The following is a 20,361-nucleotide window of genomic DNA, read 5'->3' on the forward strand; positions in this document are numbered from 1 at the left end:
CTATTATGAAGATTAAAAATATAGTTCCTTATGTGTTGTCACAAGATTTGGAACAACCCTTTTACTTTTCTCAATGGGATTATAAATCGAGAAAAATCTGTCTTGTAAAAATCATTCTTGAAGATGGTACTTATGGTTGGGGAGAAGGATATGGCCCTGCTGATATGATTGAGACAGGAATCAATTTCTTAAAACCATTTGTCATCGGACAAAATGTGCTAGAAAATGAAAAGATCTGGCAGATGATGTATTTAAGAACTTTAGATTTTGGACGTAGCGGTATTTTCAATGCTGCCATTAGTGCAATTGATGTAGCCCTATGGGATTGTAAAGGTAAAGTTTTAAATCAGCCCGTTTCTGTATTGTTAGGAGGGGTAAAAAATGAAGTCATTCACCCTTATGCTACAGGTTTCTATTTCACAGATTCTCCAACATTAGATGAGGATTTAAGAGCAGAAGCCAAGTACTATAGAGAACAAGGTTTTAAGGCTGCAAAGATGAAAGTAGGCTTAGGGATAGAAAAAGATGTTTACTACGTCAATTTATTAAAAGAAGCCCTAGGTGAGGATGTAAAACTGATGATTGATTCTAACCATGCTTACAATTACAGAGAAGCATTGGAGCTTTGCAAACGTATTGAACATCTGAATATCGGATGGTTTGAAGAACCAGTACATCCTGAAGATTTTAAAGGATATGCAAAACTGAGAGAGAATACCAACATACCTATTGCAGGTGGGGAATGTGAATATTTGAAGTTTGGTTTTCAGCGCCTTTTTGAAAATGATTCTGTCGACATTGCCCAGCCAGATATTTGTGCTACAGGTGGCCTAACAGAAGCCAAGCGTATAGCAACATTAGCAGCTGCACATCATAAGGATATAGTACCACATTCTTGGGGTACATGGATTGCCATTAGTGCAGCCATTCACTTTGTATCTAATCTGGATCAGAACCCAGGTAGAATGTTTAGAAACGCGCCAATGATTGAATTGGATCGTACAGAAAATCCATTACGAGACGATGTAGTAACACATCAAATTAAAGTCGAAAATGGTGAAATTAAGGTCCCTCAGTTACCGGGCCTAGGTATTGATGTAAACCAAAATTATTTAGAGAAATATGCAATCAACTATAGAAAAGAAACAGCTGAAGTTTGGTCATAAAAGACTTTACATTAATGGTGAACTGATCGAAGGGAAGACTGGCGAGGTAGCTGATGCTATTTCTCCTATAAATAATCAAGCAGTTGCCACTTTATCACAAGCGACTTTAGAAGATACAGAATATGCCTTAGAGTCTGCTCAAGCAGGTTTTAAAGTATGGTCTAAACTTCCCGTTGAGGAAAGAGTAGCTTGGATGATAAAATTACGTCAGCAACTATTAGACAATGCAGATAGATTAAGAACCGCTGTTTGCCATGAAATGGGAAAAACATGGGCGGCTTCTGAAGAAGATATTACAAGTATCACCGATGCATTAGCGTTTTATGCAAAGGCTATACAGGAAAAACAAAACTTCGAAATTGAAGATAGACAAGGTACACATACTCACCGTATGATTTACCAACCATTGGGAGTAGTCACGGCTTTCTTAGCTTGGAATTTTCCATTATTGAATCTTGGTTTCAAGTTAGGACCAGCGTTAGCAGCGGGATGTTCGATCATTATCAAGGCGTCTGAATCATCGTCTATTTCAGCTTCAATCATTGCTGAATTAGCTCATGAGATCAACTTCCCTAAAGGAGTAATCACAGTATTGCATGGTAACCGTAAAAATGTGGGCATTCCGTTATGTGAAAGTACGATTCCACAACTGATCACCATGATTGGTTCTACTTTTACAGCTCAGAAGCTAATTGAACAATCGGTAAAAACATCGATAAAAAGATATTCTATGGAATGTGGTGGAAATGCACCATTTATTCTTTTTAAAGATGGAAATATGCAAGATGCATTAGATATCACACAAGCCATAAAGTTTGGAGGTAATGCAGGGCAAGTTTGTGTAGCACCTAACCGTTTCTTTATTCAGAGTGATGTTTATGAGGATTTTAAGGATCAGTTGGTAAAAAGAGCACTTCAAACGAAAGTAGGATATTATGTAGAGGAAGAAGTGGACATGGGACCTGTAGCAAATAAAGCACAGTTAAAATCGGTGCAACAATTTGTAGAGAACTGTGTCAGAGACGGTGGTGAGATTCTTACTGGAGGCAAGACATTGGATAAAGAAGGTTGTTATTATGCTCCTACTGTAATTGAATTAAAAGACAGAAATGCAGAGATCCTTCAACATGAAGTGTTTGGTCCTGTATGTGTGATCATGAAATTCGATACAAAAGAAGAGGTAATGGAATTGGCTAATGATTCTACAGCAGGTTTGGCATCGTATATTTTTACTGAAAACGAAGAGCTGTTAGAAGAGTTTGCTATCAACCTAGAATTTGGAGAGGTACAACAAAATGGGGTGAAGTATGATATCAATTTACCTCACTTAGGAGTAAAAAATAGTGGTATTAGTATGGATTGTTCAGAATATGCACTGGACGATTATCTAATATTAAAACGTATTTCGAAAAAGATATAAAGTTATGATAAGTTTACCAAAGCAGTTTATCAGTTGTGATTGGGGAACATCTAATTTTAGACTCCGATTAATTGATACGAATACGCTTGATGTGGTCAAAGAACACAAGACAAGCAAAGGTGTAAAAGCCTTATATCAAGAATACGAATCGAACGCAAATACAAGTCAGTACAAGTACTTTTCTGATTACCTGACAGATCAATTGAATGAAATTGATGAGGCAGGAAACAGTAAAGTGGTAGTGGCTTCTGGAATGGCTTCTTCATCCATAGGATTACAGGAACTAGGCTATGCTCAAATGCCCATTGACGCTTATGGGAGCAATTTATTTAGCAAGTTACTGACCTTAAAAAAAGACCTTTCTTTATTATTAGTATCAGGCGTAAAAACCAATACAGATGTAATGAGAGGTGAAGAAGTACAGGCAGTAGGTTTAGCAGATTTTCTTCCAATAACAAAAGAAGGAGTATTACTTCTGCCGGGTACACATAGTAAGCATATACAATATAAAAATGGTATTTACCATGGCTTGCAAACCTTTATGACAGGTGAGCTATTCGATCTAATTGCTAAGGAGAGTATTCTGAATATTTCGATGATAAAGGCCCCTTTTTCTGAAGAATATAAACCTGCTTTTGTAGAAGGAGTAAAGAAAGGAATGGAGGGGAATCTATCCAGTTCATTGTTCTCGATTAGAGCCAAGGACTTGATGCATAACAATTATTTTATGAGGAATAAAAACATCAAACCTGAGACGGTAAAGATCGAAAACTATTATTTCTTAAGTGGTTTGATGATCGGTGAAGAACTGACCTATCTGAAAAACTCAACGCAACACATTAGTGTAGCTGCTAATGGGGTATTAGGTGAACTGTATCGTATTGCTTTAGCTGAAGTGATGAACCGAGATATCAACTACCTAGAAGAAGATGTTTTAGAAAAGGCATTATTAATTGGTCAACGAAAAGTATTAAATACCTATGTATAGCACTTCATTTTCTCAAGAAAAGTTTCAACAAGCTCCAGTGGTAGGTATCCTAAGAGGTATCGATAAAGAGACATTGGATAGAATTATTCCGGTCTATATTAAGGCGGGTTTTTCTACCATAGAAATAACTATGAATACTGATGAAGCCACTTCGCTCATCAGCTATCTTTCACAAAGCTACCCAGATTTAAATGTTGGAGCAGGAACAGTCTGTTCGTTAGAAGATTTGGATAATGCCTTAAAAAGTGGTGCTCAATTTATTGTTACTCCGATTATTGATGAGGCGATTATCAAGAAATGTAAGAAACAAAAAATCCCAGTTTTTCCGGGTGCATTAACTCCATCAGAGATTTATAGAGCTTGGGAAGCGGGAGCCACTGCAGTAAAAGTCTTTCCATGTTCTCAATTTGGTATTCAATATATCAAAGATGTGATGGCACCATTGGATCAGATAAAGTTGCTTCCAACGGGAGGGGTAACAAAAGATAATATTACCAATTTCTTTAAAGTTGGAGTTGAAGGTGTTGGAATGGGAAGTTCATTATTTCCTAAAAAGTTGATGAACGAAGGACAAGAGGAAGCATTGGCTCTTCATCTAAAAGAAATCAAAACGGCTTACGAAGCGGCTTTTCAGTTGGCATAAATGTGTGATGTCAACAAAGAATGCCTAAAAAATTAATACTATGAAGCAGGTTATTTTAAAATGCTGTATTGTTTTATTTTCTCTCTCAATCTATTCATGTAGCCTAAAGAAAGTAGATAACAAAACAGATATCAAAAAGCCAAATATCTTATTTATCTCATTTGATGATTTAAGACCAGAAATGGGTACTTATGGTTCAGATGTAGCGATTACACCCAATATTGATAAGCTCGCTAAAAGAGGCTTACAATTTAATCAGGCGTATTGTCAGCAAGCCATTTGTAGTCCTTCAAGAGCAAGTTTAATGACTGGTGCTCGTCCTGAATCCATCAATGTAATTGAGAATTATACTTATTTCAGAGATGAAAATCCTGATATAATAACACTACCTCAACATTTTAAAGAAAATGGATATGAGACGGTGAACTGTGGAAAAGTATACCATGGTAAATTCTCTGATATGGAAAAGTCTTGGTCAATGCAACCAGATTACAAAGCATTACCTTATAAAGTAAATGCTTTAGTAGAGAAGTTTGTCGACCCTGATAATATCAGAACTTTCAAAGAAAATAAAGCGAAAATGGTGGCCAAGTATGGTAACCAACACGGCTTAGGAATGGGGCCAGCATTCGAATGTGTTGATGTACCAGATAATGCCTACATCGATGGTGTAAATACTGATATGGCTATCCATATTATGAAAGAACACAAGGCCTCAAAATCTGACAAACCTTTGTTTTTGGGTGTCGGCTATATTGCGGCACATCTGGATTTCTTAGCCCCAAAAAAATATTGGGACATGTATGATAGAGACGACATTAAGTTGGCCAATCAATACAAAGGACCTGTAAATGGAGCACCTATGGGGTTACATGCTTCTTTTGAGTTAAGAGTTCGTTCCAATATTCCTAAATATGGAAAAATTCCTGATTCATTAGCACTGGATCTAAAACATGGTTATTTGGCCACTGCTAGTTATATCGATGCACAAGTAGGGAAACTTCTTGCGGCTTTGGAGGAAGAGGATTTACTCGAAAACACTATCGTAATGCTTTGGTCAGATCATGGTTTTCATTTAGGAGAAATGGGAGTATGGTGTAAGGCCACCAATTATGATATTGCAACGAGAGTACCACTTATCGTTTGGACTCCCGATCAATCAGAGAAAAGTAGAGGTGTAAAATCAGATGCTCTTGTAGAGTTGGTAGATATGTATCCTACTTTATGTGATCTAGCTGGTTTAGAAAAACCAAAACATTTAGAGGGACAGTCATTTGCTCCTTTGTTAGATAATCCAGACTTAGATTGGAAATCAGCAGTATTTTCATCTTTCCCAACCCCTGCACTTAGAGAATGGGCGGCCAATCCTCTTTCCAAAGGAATGAGAGAAACGTATTTTGGTCCACTGATCCAAGATGTGGAAGCCAATATCAAAGAAGTAATGAAAGACAAGTGGAACCGTAAGTTATTTGAAAATGACTTGATGGGCTACGCTATGAAAACTCAACGTTACAAATTGGTATTATGGAAAGACCGCAAAAATAAAGATAAAGCACCGTTGTTTATAGAACTTTATGATCACCAAAAAGATCCTAAAGAGACTGTAAATGTAGCGGATCAAAATCCAGAATTGGTAAAAGAACTTATTCAACAATTTAATAAAGGGTGGAAGGGAAACCTTGCACCGATAAAAGCGGATAATTCATTAATATAATAGAGCATGTGTGACTTAAGCATCTGTGTATAAGAACTCTTCATTATATCACGGATGCTTATTTATAGTAAAGGGGCTATCTTTTTTAGATAGGTCCTTTTCATAGTTTTTAATAATCATTGCTAATTAAATAAATCATGAAAAAACAACTAGTACTGATCAGTTTATTACTATCATTCTTTTATTCTTCTGCACAGGAACTTGAGAAGATAAAAGATTACAAAGGATGGAAATGGGAAGACATTTACATTCTGAGCAACGAATTTATAAGTGTTGCAGTCGTTCCTGAAGCTGGTGGCCGTGTTTTAGAATACAGTCTTGATCAAACCAATTCACTTTGGGTAAATCCTAAAGAATTTGGTAACAAATACTCGTCTTCCGATGAAGTAAAAAGCAATCAATGGAGAAATTTTGGAGGCTACCGTTTAGTACCTACTCCTGTAGAGAATTGTGCCTTGGGAGCTGATGGTAAAAGATCAAAAAGATGGCCCCCTCCAGTAGTAATTGGTGATGCACCTTATACGGTAACGAAAATAGAAGAGAAGAAGGGGCAAGCTGAGATTGATATTCAATCGGGAGTACAACATTTACCTGTACCCAAATGGATTCCGAAAGAGAAAAGGTTTAGTGTACCAAAAGTACCAGAAGAGTCTATGCAATACTCAAGGTCTTTATCTATTGATCAGAATTCTAGTAAGGTATACTATCTCCATACGTTGAAAAATGTAGGGAAAACTACAATTGAGAGAGGAATTATGTTGAGTAGTCAACACCAATCTTGGTCAGATGTAAAAAAACAAGACGGTGAAAACTTTGTGGCTTACATTCCTTTTAGTCCAGAATTGCAATTACCTGATGGCAAGCAGTATCATATTAATGTAACACCAGAATCGCATTGGAGATTTGTTAACAGAAGAAGATTTCCACTAGATAAAAATAATCCGGAACATGTGGAGAAATTCTATAATATCGGAACCAATTGGACAGGTGAAGTGGCTCCAGGGATTTTTGAAATATATTTCGACTATAATATGATGGGTGGGTTTCATATCATTTCTTCTTCATCTTGGGTATGTTATGCTAACAAATTAGAGAACAAAGTTTTCGCCAAGTATTTTGAAAAATATGATCCTAAATTAAAATACGATCATGATGTAAATATTGCGATCTATAATAGTGGTTTAGAAACGGGTTACCTTGAGACAGAGGTTAAAACACCTATTTACACATTAAAGGGAGGAGAAGAATTTACCTTTAAAGAAACGCATGCAGCAGCTCAAGTATTAAGTTTACCAGTTTTATCTTTAAACGAAACGGGGGTAGTGACCAATAAGCTTACATACGATAGTAAAGAGCATAAAGTGACCGCACAATATGGCACCTTTATTCAAGGAGAGTTACTCTTACAATGTTTTAATGACAAAAATAAATTGATTGAAGATATTCAACTTCATCAAGTGTCTCCTTTAAAAGGAATTGATTTGAATACTGTTGTACCTGAGCGTACATCTTTTGTCAAAATTATCGTAGTTGATAAAGACAAAAAAGAGCATGTATTGGATCAATTAGTATTTAACGAATTATAGCTTCAGAAAAAGGATTGGTCTGATTTTCCTAAAGATTAGACCAATCCTCCAAATTATTTGCTTAACGAACTTCCATCTTTGCTTTAGATCAAATTCAAAAACAATGTATTTTAATTCTAAGGCTATGAGATCTATTGCTCTTTTTATTCTACTTATGATGGGTATTAACATTGCAGATGCCCAAAATAAAGAAGCAAACGTTAACGTTAAGATATCAACCATTATCAATGCACCCGCAGATAAAGTGTGGGAAGTTTTAGGCCAACAGTTTGACGATATAGCTGATTGGACCACAGTAGTCAAGTCTTCAAAAGCAATAGAAAAAACCCCTACAAATATTATTGCAGACCCTTCAGCACCCATTCCAGCAAGAGAAACTACTTCAGAGAATAAAGGTAAAACGATCACTTTAGTAGAAGTAATCACGGAATATTCTGATGAGAATAGATCATTGAAATTTTATGGAGATGGTCTTCCAAGCTTTATCGAATTTGCTTCAGATAAACAGTCAGTAATTGAGAAAGGACCTCACCAAAGTGTAGTAGTATTTGAAGTAGAAGTGAGCTTGAAAAGTGTCTTTTCCATCTTTAAAGGAAAAGTCGAAAAAAGATTTGAAGAGAACTTTAAACGAGTTCAAAATGATTTGAAAATTTATGTCGAACGAGAGTTAGTAACCAAATAAGGGGTAATAAGTCTAAGGCTCAGCATTTTTTGCTGAGCTTTTTTATTGATCCAAAGAGACAATCTAATGATTGAAACAGACATCCCTTCTTTTTCACTTTTACATATTTGTTTGAATAACAAAGAAGTAATGAAATGAAAAGAAGAGATTTTTTTAAGAAGACAACATTAGCAACTGTAGCGACTGGAGTTGGGGTATCCTCTGCTAGTGCAAAAGACAAAAATGGGAATATAAAAGAGCAGGCAAAACGAGTTAAAGACAACTGGTACCAGGTCGGTGAAGGTAAAAAAGGGGTGCCTTCAAGACATAAAAAAGTATCTTATGAGGTCGTTGTTGTTGGTGCTGGTATTGCAGGAATCTGTGCGGCTGTCGCAGCAGCAAGAACAGGAGCAAAGACCGTTTTGATAAACGATAGACCTGTACTTGGAGGTAATGCTTCCTCCGAAATAAGGGTAACGGTGAATGGGGTTATGCACCTAAAGAACAAACATAAAATAGAAAGGGAAACAGGTATTGTAGAAGAGCTTCTCATCGAAAATTGGCATTATAATCCACAAGAATCTTACCCTGTTTGGGATCATGTGGTGTATGACTTTGTGACAAGGGAAAAGAATCTAGATGTAATGCTTAATACGCAGGCATTAGATACCAGTACTAAAAACAATAAAATCTCAGATATCCTATGTTGGCAGTCAACCACTGAAACCTACTATACAATAGAAGGTAAGATGTTTTGTGACTGTTCGGGTGATGGTTTAATGGCAGCTCAATCAGGTGCAGAATACCGCACCGGAAGAGAAGGAAAATCTGAATTCAACGAATCATTTGCTCCGGATAAAGCTGATGGATGGCAAATGGGGGCTTCCGTGATGATGATTACAAAAGATATGGGCCGTCCTGTAAAATATTTCCCTCCTAAGTTTATGATTCCTTACGAAGCTGATAAGATGAATAAGAGAAGAATCAAACATTTTAAAGAAGGCTATTGGTGGGTAGAACTAGGAAGTGATTATGATATCATCGCAGACTATGAAGAAAATCGTCATAAACTATTGGGCTATATGCATGGTGTTTGGGACCATGTGAAAAATTCAGGCGAATATCCCGGGTCTGAAAACATAGTATTAGATTGGGTGGGTTCATTCCCAGGTAGAAGAGAGTCAAGACGCTTCATGGGAGACCATATTTTATCTCAAACTGAAATGCAGAACAATAAACAGTTTGAAGATGCAGTGGCTTACGGTGGTTGGTCTTTTGACGAACATTGCCCCGGTGGTATAGAAAACCCGAGTGAACCTCCATCGTATTTTCATGCAAGGTTCGATGAAGTATATCAAGTTCCTTTCCGCTCATTGTATTCAAAAAATATTGAAAATTTAATGTTTGCAGGGCGAAATGTTTCTGTAACGCATGTAGCACTTTCTTCTACAAGGATACAAGCAACTTGTGGTCTAATGGGACAAGCCATTGGTACAGCTGCTAAATTATGCATCGATAATAAATGGTCACCAAGAGATTTGGCAAATAAGAATATAGCATCACTTCAGGAACAACTTCTAAGAGACGATGTTTATATTCCAAAAAGGCCAGCAAATGATAAAAATAACTTAGCGAAAAAAGCATCTAGCATTATTGCCTCTTCTACAAGGTCGGGTGATAGTCAATTATTAGTAAATGGTATTTCGAGAGATGTAGGCGATGTGGTGCACCATTGGGAATCTGAAGGAAAAAATGCTGAAGTATTATTTGAATGGGAGAAGAGTGTTTCAATTTCTCAACTTGAATTAAAAGGAGATACCAACTTGAGAAGAAATATGATGATGCATAAAAACCCTGATAAAAATGCAAAACAGGTTACTGCAGTTCCTCCAGAATTATTAAAGGACTTTACAGTGGAAGTAAGAGTAAATGGGCAATGGAAAGAAGTCGCAAAAGTGGAGGACAATTTAACTCGTTTGGTGAAGTTATCGTTCGATGCTACAAACACTACTGGAGTAAAATTGAAACTAAAGGATACTTGGGGTGCGGACAATATCCGATTGTATGAAGTGCGTTTATATTCTTAACTTTAGCTAAAGCTATCCAACAAATATGATGATACCGAAATTATTACTTGTACTATCTTTTGTGATGTATTGTTTATTCCCTGTAAATCATGATAGTGGAAAGGTGCAATCATTTCAAAAAATGTTATCCCATCCTGGATTAAAGGATGAAGGACAACAATTGCTAAGTTTTGAGATTGACAAGGAAACTTTTCGGGTATCATCAAAAGTAGCTTCAGTGATGTGCTATACCAATCAGTGTAAAATAATATCAGTTACTTTGGTTTGGGATAGATATGGTAATTTCCTTAAGGTAGATATTCCCAAAGGGCAGTCTCTAGAAAAACATGTAGATGGCCAAACCTTAGCATTTACAGTCAAAGACTATAAGAGGCTGTCTAGAATTTTAAAGAACGATATATCAAAACTTGGAGAATTGACCTATAATGACCTTCAAGTTGATGAAGAAGATCTCGATGGGTATTCTGGAGCTACAAGAGCTTTTATAGGTGAGAAAGATGTCGTTAAAGGAGCAACTTTAACCTGTTTTACATTGTGGCATTGGGCAAATCATCCAGAGATTAAAGAAGAAATTAGAAGTCAGAATCGAAAGTTATTGACAGAAACTTCATCCAAAGAACTTTTAGCATCGGGGGAAAAGGACGCTCAGTTATTTGTACTAGAATCCTTGAAGTTAAGTGGAGAATGTATCGATGTATACTGGAATGACTACATTCAAAAAGCCAATGAATTGACGAACCATGAGATGCTTTTGTTGCTCCAACTTACTAATGACTCACAAAGACAGGAATTACTTCAAAGGCTAACAAATGTGACATTGAGAACTACGGTTTTAAATTACATTTTCAGTGAAGATGATTACAATGAAAATTGGTTAGAAGGAATACACTTCAACAGTTATCTAGAAGCAAGTAAACTCACAGATTACCTTTCAAGAAATAATATTGATACACCGAATACTACCTCATTTTTGGTTCCTAAACTAAATGCTGAAAATGTTCTTATAAGTAGAAGTATCTATTGGTATCTTAAGTCAGTTTCTCATTCTAAACAAGATCAAAAAGTGCTAAAAAAATACGAGAAGAAGCATAAGAAGAACTTGTGATCCTTCTTCTTTTTAACCTTAAAAAAGTTCTATTGGTACATATCAGTAGAACTTTTTTTATTCAATAAGAGGCAATTGAGTAGATATTTTCATCATTTTGTCTGTCTGTGTGAGGATGAATACATAAATACACAAAGTGTACACCTAGGCACAGGAAAGGTTTCTATTTCGACCAATTTTGATTCAACCAAATGAAAAATGCGAACTATACTTTTTCGTATGAAATGAATTTTAAACGCAAAACATCAACGAAATGAAACAATTCAGGCTATCACTTTTTATCCTATCCTGCTTATTCTTTTTTGTGGGTTGTACAAAAGAAGATCAAGAACAAGTAGAAGATCTTATACCAGAACTATCTCCTGTATATGAAGTGTATCAAGGAGAAGAAAAAATAATGACAGTTACACTGGAGGATATTCTAAACCCAACAGAACAAGAGGATTGGGAAGTGATCCAACTGGTGTATGGTGATACATTAACCTTTAAAGATGTTACGACTGAAGGTGACCCAACAGGTAGATCTTGGGCACTAAATGGTAATGGAGATGGAGTAACATCTACTGAAAATGAAGTTTCCGTTATCTATAATGTAGAAGGAGAATATGCAGCCGGTGAGGTGACTTTTATTAGAGAAGGAAGTGATTATCCTGATGCATCAATCCAAACAGAAATTCCATTAAAAGTAAGTGTTGTAGTGCCTGAATTATTACCGGCATTTAAGGTAATGTTGGGTGAAACAGTGGTTTATGAACTAAAAGAAGGAGAGACTATTCCAGAAAACAAAGAGGAATGGGCAACTGTTGAATTCGAACAAGGAGGAGAATTATCATTCATCAATACAACGAATGGAGATCTTTATACTTCAACATATTGGTTAATGGAAGGATCCGAAGAAGACTCTACAAAAGGAAACGAAGCTATGATTCAATTTAATACAGCTGGAGAATATGCTGATCATCAGATTGTCATAGAAAGAAAAGAAGGCATGTATCCTGATTTAACGGTGAATGTGGTAGTTCCTGTAGTGGTAAAAGTGACTGAACCTGTTGAAGAAGGACCTGCACCATTAACTGCTGGAGTGAAAGTATACCTTTCAACGGATCTAGAAAACGCTATCTATACTATTGATGCTGGAAATGAAGGGAGTAGTGAAAAAATTACTATTGAAAATGGAACGTCATTAGTATTTATGGCTGAAGTAGAAGAAGGTGTTGAGTTACTTTGGGCAATAAATAACGGTAGTGAGCAAACATCTTCAGCATCTTCTTTTGAAGTAGCTTTTGAAGAAGACAACGCACCACTAACACCACACACATTAACACTGTCAAAAGAAGGACATGATACTGAAGAAATTGAAATACCTTTAACAATTGAAGTATTTACAACGGAAGATTTACAAGTAGCTTTCACAGTATATAAAAATGAAGACATGACTAATGCTGTACATTCATTAGCTTTGGAAGAGGAAGAGGTAGCGAATGTATTAGAGTTGGAAGAAGGCGATAAGTTAACTTTTGTGGACAAATCAGCCGGAGAAGCAACAAGCAGAACTTGGACAATTAATAATGGTGTGGAAAATGTAACATCTCAAGAAGCAACGTTCGAAGTGGAATATTCAGTCGCTGGCTCAGATTTTGGAATTGCTTTGATGTTAGAAAGAAAGGATCATGAAAAGTATGAAGATGCAACATTAGATTTTACTTCTTTGGCAAAGGTCAATGTGGCTGAGGTTCAAAATGAAGCAACTGAAAAACAAGGTAAAATTATGGATAATGGGTCGGGAGTGATTTACTTCGAAACAACTCATGAGATTGCGGCCTTTACTTCTTCAGAGGTGATCAATGATTTTACAATCTCTATTGAAAACATCGAAGCAAATTATTCAAATGCATCAGCAACAATTTCAGAGGTGAAAGTAGCTGATGATAATAACAAAATGATAGAAATCTATCTAGTCGAAAACTTCTATAACTCAGATGATATTATGGTCGCTTATTCTGGTAATAAGATTCAATCGGTATTGGATGTACCACTATCTACTTTTGATGCAGAAAAAGTAATGATGAAAGGAGTGATGTCTTATCTAGACGAAGAAATGTCGGATTTTGAATTAATCAAATCTGATGAAGAACCATTGTCTCCACTAGGTTGGTTTATTAGCTTGAAAAACCCTAAAGAGGGTGAGTCTATTGAGAGAGTAACGACAAATTCATCTAAAGGAAATGCGAGTATGCACTTTAAGTTTGACTTAAGTAGTTCGAGCAATAGAGCACACAAATTCAGTACTTCAAAAAATGTTTTCAACTTCTCTGTTGAAGAAGGTGAGTACGAAATTTCTATTGATATTTTTGTTCCTCAGGCAACTAGTGCTTTGGATATTATCCGTACAAACATCTCAACAAATGATGATGCCGTAGACCAGGATGTATATGTCAATGTTCCATGGGACCTAAGTGAATATCCTCAAATGAAATATGGCGAATGGGTAACGTTACGTCAAAGAATTACCATGAAGAAAATTATTTATGGTGCCATCAATATAAATTTCAAAGAAGGCGATATGAAATTAGATGGTCTTCATGATTTCTACATGGATAACATTCAGATTAGAAAAGTAGAAGCTAGACAATAGTTTATTTATATAGTTTACAATAATTGAAACCTCGTCACTATGTAGTGATGGGGTTTTATTTTTTTATAAGCATTGATCTAGAATAAGATCATTCAACTATTTTTGTGATGGGAAGTTTTTCTATACAGTAGCATCAAAAAGAAGTGTTTTCTATCAAAATAGACCTAGAGACACACTATTTAGATGCAAGTATACATCGCATAAGACCATATAGACGATTTTTGTAAAGTGAAATAAACTGAAATGGCAATGAAAAAATTCAAATTACTTTTACTTCTAATCGTAGGAGCAATGTCAACTGCATTTGCTCAAGATAGACCCAACATTGTACTCTTGTTTGTAGACGATTATGGGTGGTCAGACATTGGTTACAGAAATGAATCCTTCTTAACTCCAAATTTAGATCAATTTAAAAATGAGAGTTTAGAGTTTACGAGAGCCTATATACCGACGCCAACTTGTAGTCCAAGTAGAGCTTCTATGTTAACGGGTAAAGAAGCCGCTCGTATTCAAATGCCTCGTCATATTGGTCATGAAATGCCTGATGGTAGCAATACAAAAGAATTTGGTTTATGGTCTACAGATCCCGCACAGCGAGGGTCAAGAAACTGGCTTCCGTTGGAAGAGGTGACTTACGCTGAAAAATTAAAAGAATTGGGGTATTACAACGCATTTTTAGGGAAGTGGCATTTGGGACATGAACCTTATCACCCAATTCATCAAGGGTTCGATGAACAAATTGGAGTGAGTAACTTTGGTCACCCAAAGAGCTATTATGCACCATTTTTCAAAGACAAGAATGCATATCAAGAATTTAATGATCAAAAGGATGTGTATTTAACCGAGGTGATGACAGACACAGCCGTTCATTTTCTTGAGAATTACGATAAGCCACAACCTTTTATGATGACTTTATGGTATTATACTGTTCACGGTCCTCATATTGGTAAAAAAGAATTGGTACAGAAATATGTAGACCAAGGAATGTCGCAAAAGTATGCTGAATACCATGCCATGGTAGAAAGTATGGACCAATCAGTAGGTACTATTTTAAAAACGCTTAAACGTTTAAAAATGGACGAGAATACTGTAGTGATTGTGACTTCAGACCAAGGTAGTTTCTTTGAAAATACACCTTTAGCTGGTGGTAAAAGATACAATACTTTAGGAGAAGGAGGAGCTAGAGTACCTATGTTGATCAAACATCCAACTTTAACTAAAGGAGGTAGTGAGTGTGCTACACCCATCCAAACAATTGATATCTTCCCGACAGTAATAGAGATCGCTTCTGGTAAGACTTATAAAGATGATAACATTCAGGGCAAGAGTTTAATGCCTGCTCTGAAGGGTAAGAAAATGAAGAAGAGAAATCTTTATTTCATGAGATCTTACGAAGATCAATATGCTGCAATAATGCAAGACAACTGGAAATTGGTGAAATACCATTCAGGAAAATTCGAACTGTTTAATGTAGTGGATGACATTTCTGAAAAGAAAAATATGATTGATGTGGAAATCAAAAGAGCATCAAAGATGAAACAAGAATTATTGAATTGGGAAAATGAAGTATATGCTGGGTGGAAAGAGGTAACACCACAAAATAGCCATTACTTCAAAATCAATAAGAAGAAAGCAAATCGTAAAGACATTAAATAATTTCAGACAACAATCTTATACAGTATTAGTTACTTTTGTTATTGAGGTGATAGGTTTTTCTATCACCTCTTTTTTGTTGATTTCAAACGTAAAAAGGGGAAAATCACAGATTTAGAAACTGTCTCATTGCGTGTTTCAATCCTCATGAAATTGCTTGTTAATATTCAGAAATACAGCTGTTTAACTTTGTAGGTACACATTATATACACACAGGTGCATGTTTTCGTGTGGAGAGTTCGACTTTTGGGTATCATTTAAAAATGAAATTCAAATGAAATATTTACTTATTTTCGGGTTACTTTTTTCGACCCTACAATTATCAGCACAGCAGAGACTAAACTTTAATAAAGACTGGAAGTTTAAACTAGACGATCATAGCGGAGCTGAAAAGTTAAACTATAATGATAAAGATTGGAGAGACTTAAACTTACCTCACGATTGGAGTATTGAAGGAGAGTACGATAAAGACCATCCTATGGGAGGACAGTGTGGCTATCTTCCTGCGGGTATAGGTTGGTATAGAAAAACAATCAATGTACCAGAAGAATGGAAAGGTAAAGCGGTTCGCATTGCTTTTGATGGTGTTTTTATGAACAGTACAGTATGGGCTAATGGTAGGAAATTAGGAAATAGGCCTTATGGTTGGATTTCATTTGAATATGATATTACAGAAGAGGTAGATCAATCAAATACGATCACATTTGCTGTACGCGTCGATAATAATGCTCAGCCTTCAGCAAGATGGTATACAGGGTCGGGTATTTATGCGAACACTTGGATCGACATTAAGGAAAAAGTAAATATTCCTACTGATGGAATTTTTATTAGAACGGAGAAAAATGTCGTTAAAATAGAAACTGAGGTGAAGAACGAAGGCCGAAAAAAGGCAAAAGGTTCTTTAACCACAGAAATTGTTGATCAGAATGGAAAAGTAGTTGCAACTACTACACAAAAATTTGCTCTTGAATCAGAAAATCAAAAGCTTTTAGAACAACAGCTAATCATTGAGAATCCTCAATTATGGTCTACGTCTACACCGAACTTATATAAGTTAGTATCTAGAATCGATGCGAAGAATATTCATGAGACCTATACTACCCGATTTGGTGTTAGAGATGTAGAATGGAAACCAGAAACAGGAGTTTGGATTAATGGTGAAAATGTAAAACTTCAAGGAGTTTGTAATCATCAAGATGCCGGAGCGTTGGGAGCTGCAGTTCCAGATAAAATTCTCCGTTTTCGTTTAGAACAACTCAAAAAAATGGGTGTAAATGCTATACGAACGGCACATAATCCTCAAACTCCACAATTCTATGATATGTGTGATGAAATGGGACTAATCGTAATGGATGAAATATATGATGGATGGCATAAAAAAGCACTAAATGATTATGGAGCACATTTCTTTGACAAATGGTGGGATAGAGATCTTACGGATTGGATTAAAAGAGATAGAAACCATCCTTCAATAATTATCTACTCGGTGGGTAATGAAACGAGAGGAGATGAAGCGGCAAAGGCTTTAGTAGAAAGATGTCATGAATTAGATAACACTAGACCAGTTACTTCAGGACACTCAGGATCTGATTATATGGATGTATTTGGTGTAAATGGACATAGTGAAAGGAAGGGATTTTTTGACCACTTAAAGAAAGATCGAGTATTTATTGGTACTGAAAATACACATACTTTCCAAGTACGTGGATTCTATAGAACAAAAACATGGTATAGAGACGGTTACCCAAGTGTGCGTCATCAACCTTATGAATATCCAGATTTAACAGACGAAGAAGTTTTTACTTTTGACTGGACAACTTCTGCGAATAAAGCCAACTATAAGCAGCTATTTAATTCAAGTTATGACAATGCCATGGTACGTCTGACTTCTCGACAAAATATTGAGCAATTACGCGATATGCCTAATTATGCAGGTTCTTTCCGTTGGACTGGTTATGACTATATTGGTGAAGCAACATTTGTACATGGAGGCTGGCCTTTCAAATCTTTTATGGGAGGAGCAATTGATATGGCCAATTTTGAAAAAGACTTGTATTACCTCTATCAATCACAATGGACAGAAGAACCAATGGTTCATATTCTTCCTCATTGGACACATCCATTATTGGAAAAAGGGACTGAGATTCCTGTTTGGGTATATTCAAATTGTGATGAAGTGGAGTTATTCTTTAATGGTCAATCATTAGGTAAACAAAAACCAGGATTATCATGGGATAAAATGCAATGCCAATGGATGGTAGGGTATCAAGGAGGTACTTTGAAAGCAGTAGGATACAAAAACAATAAAATCGTTTCTGAAGAAACAATTGCAACGGCAGATCAGCCATCAAAAATTAAACTATCTATTGATGGTAAACCATTAAATAATTCAAAAGAGGATATCGTTCAGTTAAGAATTACAACTACAGATGACAAAGGGGAATTTTATCCATATGGAGAAAACAGAAACTTCTTTAAAGTTCTTGGTGCTGGGCAAGTAAAAGCATTGGACAATGGTAGCCCTGTAGATGTAGAAAAACATTATTTAGCTACTGATAGAATTGGGTTTTATGGATTGACAAGAGCTTACATAGAATCTTTAGATGAGACAGGTGACGTAAATGTTATAGTTGGTGCTATACTTGGTGAAAAGAGATTATGGACATCTAAAAAAGTGAGTATTGATGTCCAAAAGATGACCTTAAGAGGAGCTCCGGTTGATGGTGATTTTACCATTTATTATACCCTTGATGGACAAGAACCAACAACGGCATCTACAAAATATACAACAGCTTTTGACATAGAACTGGGAACCACAGTGAAGGCATTAGTGCTATTCAATAATACAGAGGTACTTCGAATGTATGAAAGATTTGCAGAGGATGAAGGTTTCGAAATGAACCCTGTTGTAACGGCCTCAAACCTTGGAGGAGACCAAGCAGAAGATGCCGCCTTTGATCAAGTAACAATCTCTGCAGAAGGAGCTAATTTTAACGGTGATGGCTATATCGATTTCGGAAAAAATCAAGGGGGCTATATCGAATGGTACCAAGAGAACGACGGAAGCGAAGGCGTTTATACCTTAAAAATTAGGTACTCGGCTTCTAAAAAAGACATGCAAGAACACAAAGTATTATTGACAATAAATGGAGAGAGTCAAGAATTAATACTTCATGCTGTAGACAAATATAGAAGTGATTGGAACGAATATGAAGTGAATGTAACGTTGCAATCAGGAGCAAACACCATTCGTCTTACAACCCTTCATGCCAACGGTTTATGTGTGGACGAACTTAAGGCCATTTAATTTTTAAACTTATTACGTTGAATTGAGTCACTTTTCGTTGCTCAATTCAATGAAATCCAATAAATTTTCGTGAAATGAAAAAACTTATCGTAACATTAGGTGCTTTTTTGGTAAGCGCTAGTATGACTTATGCTCAAAAAGAGAGCGATTTTTACAAAGACAAAATCAAGCAAGTGTCTAAAACTGTTGACCTAGTGAAAGACTATAAGGTAAACAACAAAGACAATCAAGATGATAGTGACAAACTTCAGAAAGCGATTGATGACATGACCTCTTTAAAAAATGGAGGACGTATCAACATCGGTGCTGGAACATATTATTTTGGTAGTATTGAGGTAAAATCAAATGTACATATTGTGATTTCAAAAGATGCCTTGATCTATCCTGTAGCCCCGGAAAAGAAAAACAAAAACTACGGCATTTTTGATTTCGGAACGAATGGTAATTATGTAGAAAACCTTAGTGTAAGAGGGGATAAAGGCCAATATACTGTAGATGTTAGTAAAGCAGAAAATAAGAGAGTAAGGGTATTTAGTATGAACAATGCCCATAACTTTTTAATTGCTGATATGAACTGTATTGATGACAACTCAAGGTTCTCGTCTATTACTATGGGCTATGCAAAATACAATGGTAAATATGTGATGTCTGACAATGGTGTGGTTAAAAATTGTAGAATTGAAAAAGCACACTATGGTTATGGGTTAGTACAATCACAAGCCTTAAAAAATGTATTTTTCAAAGACCTTTGGGGAGATGGTGGAGTAACGCTTCGTTTAGAAACTGGCTTAAAGAAAATGAACAATGCCCAAACTGGCGGTAATCATGACATTTATGCGAAGAATATTTATTGCCAAAATGGAAATGCCAGTGTGATGATCTCTCCACATGCTATTAAAAATGGACATGTAGAAGTAGACGGAGTCGAAGCCGTAAACACTGGATTTGCAGTAAGAATTGACAAAGGGTATGCGAGCAAAGACCAGAAAAAGTTAAACCTTAAGCCAGGTTATTATGCCAATACTTCAATCGTTAAAAACGTAAAGGCCACTTATGGCGATAATGCACAAGTAAAGCCTAAGCACTTTAAATACATTACTTGTGATGCAAAACCATTAATCCATTCAAAACCTCACCCAGATGGTGAGAGTTATCCAGCACCTTCTGTTGCAGCTATTCTTTACAGGGCAGATGGAAATGCAGATAATGCCAATGGTTATTACAAAGTAGAAATTTCTAATGTAGAAGCCATCGGTTTCCCTTACCAAAAGAAAGCAGTCATCAATGAAAGTGATGAAGTAGTTAACTGCGAACAGTAATCAGAATTAGATAAATATAGAAGAATCACCTCTTGTAAAAAGGGGGTGATTTTTCATCACATCCAAGCATTTGTGGT

13 protein-coding genes are annotated in these 20,361 nt (G+C 36.0%); all 13 read left to right on the forward strand.

Annotated features, from left to right (window positions below; translation table 11 throughout):
• Positions 1 to 5 precede the first annotated feature (5 nt).
• A complete protein-coding gene (locus QL232_RS16025) occupies positions 6 to 1,166 on the forward strand; it encodes a mandelate racemase/muconate lactonizing enzyme family protein (RefSeq protein WP_168884135.1) in 1,161 nt (386 codons plus the stop codon).
• Positions 1,123 to 2,586, forward strand: a complete 1,464-nt coding sequence (locus tag QL232_RS16030) for an aldehyde dehydrogenase family protein (protein ID WP_281614867.1) — start codon at positions 1,123 to 1,125, stop codon at positions 2,584 to 2,586. Before QL232_RS16025 ends, QL232_RS16030 begins: the two co-directional genes overlap by 44 nt.
• A gap of 4 nt (positions 2,587 to 2,590) precedes the next feature.
• Positions 2,591 to 3,574 (forward strand): 2-dehydro-3-deoxygalactonokinase, encoded by a 984-nt coding sequence (locus QL232_RS16035; RefSeq protein WP_281614868.1) that lies wholly within the window; start codon positions 2,591 to 2,593, stop codon positions 3,572 to 3,574.
• Positions 3,567 to 4,217 (forward strand): bifunctional 4-hydroxy-2-oxoglutarate aldolase/2-dehydro-3-deoxy-phosphogluconate aldolase, encoded by a 651-nt coding sequence (locus QL232_RS16040; RefSeq protein ID WP_281614869.1) that lies wholly within the window; start codon positions 3,567 to 3,569, stop codon positions 4,215 to 4,217. The genes QL232_RS16035 and QL232_RS16040 overlap by 8 nt, the downstream gene beginning before the upstream one ends.
• A gap of 40 nt (positions 4,218 to 4,257) precedes the next feature.
• A complete protein-coding gene (locus tag QL232_RS16045) occupies positions 4,258 to 5,931 on the forward strand; it encodes a sulfatase (protein WP_281614870.1) in 1,674 nt (557 codons plus the stop codon).
• 137 nt (positions 5,932 to 6,068) lie between these two features.
• Complete coding sequence (locus QL232_RS16050; protein WP_281614871.1) at positions 6,069 to 7,517, forward strand: hypothetical protein; 1,449 nt, start codon at positions 6,069 to 6,071, stop codon at positions 7,515 to 7,517.
• A 124-nt stretch (positions 7,518 to 7,641) separates the two neighbouring features.
• Positions 7,642 to 8,199 (forward strand): SRPBCC family protein, encoded by a 558-nt coding sequence (locus tag QL232_RS16055; RefSeq protein WP_281614872.1) that lies wholly within the window; start codon positions 7,642 to 7,644, stop codon positions 8,197 to 8,199.
• A gap of 134 nt (positions 8,200 to 8,333) precedes the next feature.
• The gene (locus QL232_RS16060) at positions 8,334 to 10,265 is read left to right on the forward strand and encodes an FAD-dependent oxidoreductase (protein WP_281614873.1); all 1,932 of its coding nucleotides are present in this window, start codon (positions 8,334 to 8,336) and stop codon (positions 10,263 to 10,265) included.
• A 25-nt stretch (positions 10,266 to 10,290) separates the two neighbouring features.
• Entirely contained in the window at positions 10,291 to 11,370 is a 1,080-nt protein-coding gene (locus QL232_RS16065) for a hypothetical protein (RefSeq protein WP_281614874.1), read from the forward strand.
• A 253-nt stretch (positions 11,371 to 11,623) separates the two neighbouring features.
• Positions 11,624 to 14,005 carry a hypothetical protein gene (locus QL232_RS16070; protein WP_281614875.1) on the forward strand — a complete coding sequence of 794 codons (2,382 nt, stop codon included), beginning with the start codon at positions 11,624 to 11,626 and terminating at the stop codon, positions 14,003 to 14,005.
• A gap of 249 nt (positions 14,006 to 14,254) precedes the next feature.
• On the forward strand, positions 14,255 to 15,661 hold the full coding sequence (locus tag QL232_RS16075; protein WP_281614876.1) for a sulfatase: 1,407 nt from the start codon (positions 14,255 to 14,257) through the stop codon (positions 15,659 to 15,661).
• Positions 15,662 to 15,932: 271 nt separating this feature from the next.
• On the forward strand, positions 15,933 to 18,965 hold the full coding sequence (locus QL232_RS16080; protein ID WP_281614877.1) for a glycoside hydrolase family 2 TIM barrel-domain containing protein: 3,033 nt from the start codon (positions 15,933 to 15,935) through the stop codon (positions 18,963 to 18,965).
• Positions 18,966 to 19,039: 74 nt separating this feature from the next.
• Positions 19,040 to 20,284 carry a hypothetical protein gene (locus QL232_RS16085; RefSeq protein ID WP_281614878.1) on the forward strand — a complete coding sequence of 415 codons (1,245 nt, stop codon included), beginning with the start codon at positions 19,040 to 19,042 and terminating at the stop codon, positions 20,282 to 20,284.
• Positions 20,285 to 20,361: the final 77 nt, after the last annotated feature.

The sequence above is a fragment of the Flammeovirga sp. SubArs3 genome, assembly GCF_947387565.1.
Taxonomy (GTDB): domain Bacteria; phylum Bacteroidota; class Bacteroidia; order Cytophagales; family Flammeovirgaceae; genus Flammeovirga; species Flammeovirga agarivorans.

Excerpts from the sequence above, each read along its gene's own strand:
- QL232_RS16055 (WP_281614872.1), top strand. The coding sequence starts at position 7,642 with ATGAGATCTATTGCTCTTTTTATTCTACTTATGATGGGTATTAACATT.
- QL232_RS16065 (WP_281614874.1), top strand. The coding sequence starts at position 10,291 with ATGATGATACCGAAATTATTACTTGTACTATCTTTTGTGATGTATTGT.
- QL232_RS16060 (WP_281614873.1), top strand. The coding sequence starts at position 8,334 with ATGAAAAGAAGAGATTTTTTTAAGAAGACAACATTAGCAACTGTAGCG.
- QL232_RS16080 (WP_281614877.1), top strand. The coding sequence starts at position 15,933 with ATGAAATATTTACTTATTTTCGGGTTACTTTTTTCGACCCTACAATTA.
- QL232_RS16025 (WP_168884135.1), top strand. The coding sequence starts at position 6 with ATGAAGATTAAAAATATAGTTCCTTATGTGTTGTCACAAGATTTGGAA.
- QL232_RS16040 (WP_281614869.1), top strand. The coding sequence starts at position 3,567 with ATGTATAGCACTTCATTTTCTCAAGAAAAGTTTCAACAAGCTCCAGTG.
- QL232_RS16070 (WP_281614875.1), top strand. The coding sequence starts at position 11,624 with ATGAAACAATTCAGGCTATCACTTTTTATCCTATCCTGCTTATTCTTT.
- QL232_RS16075 (WP_281614876.1), top strand. The coding sequence starts at position 14,255 with ATGAAAAAATTCAAATTACTTTTACTTCTAATCGTAGGAGCAATGTCA.
- QL232_RS16085 (WP_281614878.1), top strand. The coding sequence starts at position 19,040 with ATGAAAAAACTTATCGTAACATTAGGTGCTTTTTTGGTAAGCGCTAGT.
- QL232_RS16045 (WP_281614870.1), top strand. The coding sequence starts at position 4,258 with ATGAAGCAGGTTATTTTAAAATGCTGTATTGTTTTATTTTCTCTCTCA.
- QL232_RS16030 (WP_281614867.1), top strand. The coding sequence starts at position 1,123 with ATGCAATCAACTATAGAAAAGAAACAGCTGAAGTTTGGTCATAAAAGA.
- QL232_RS16035 (WP_281614868.1), top strand. The coding sequence starts at position 2,591 with ATGATAAGTTTACCAAAGCAGTTTATCAGTTGTGATTGGGGAACATCT.
- QL232_RS16050 (WP_281614871.1), top strand. The coding sequence starts at position 6,069 with ATGAAAAAACAACTAGTACTGATCAGTTTATTACTATCATTCTTTTAT.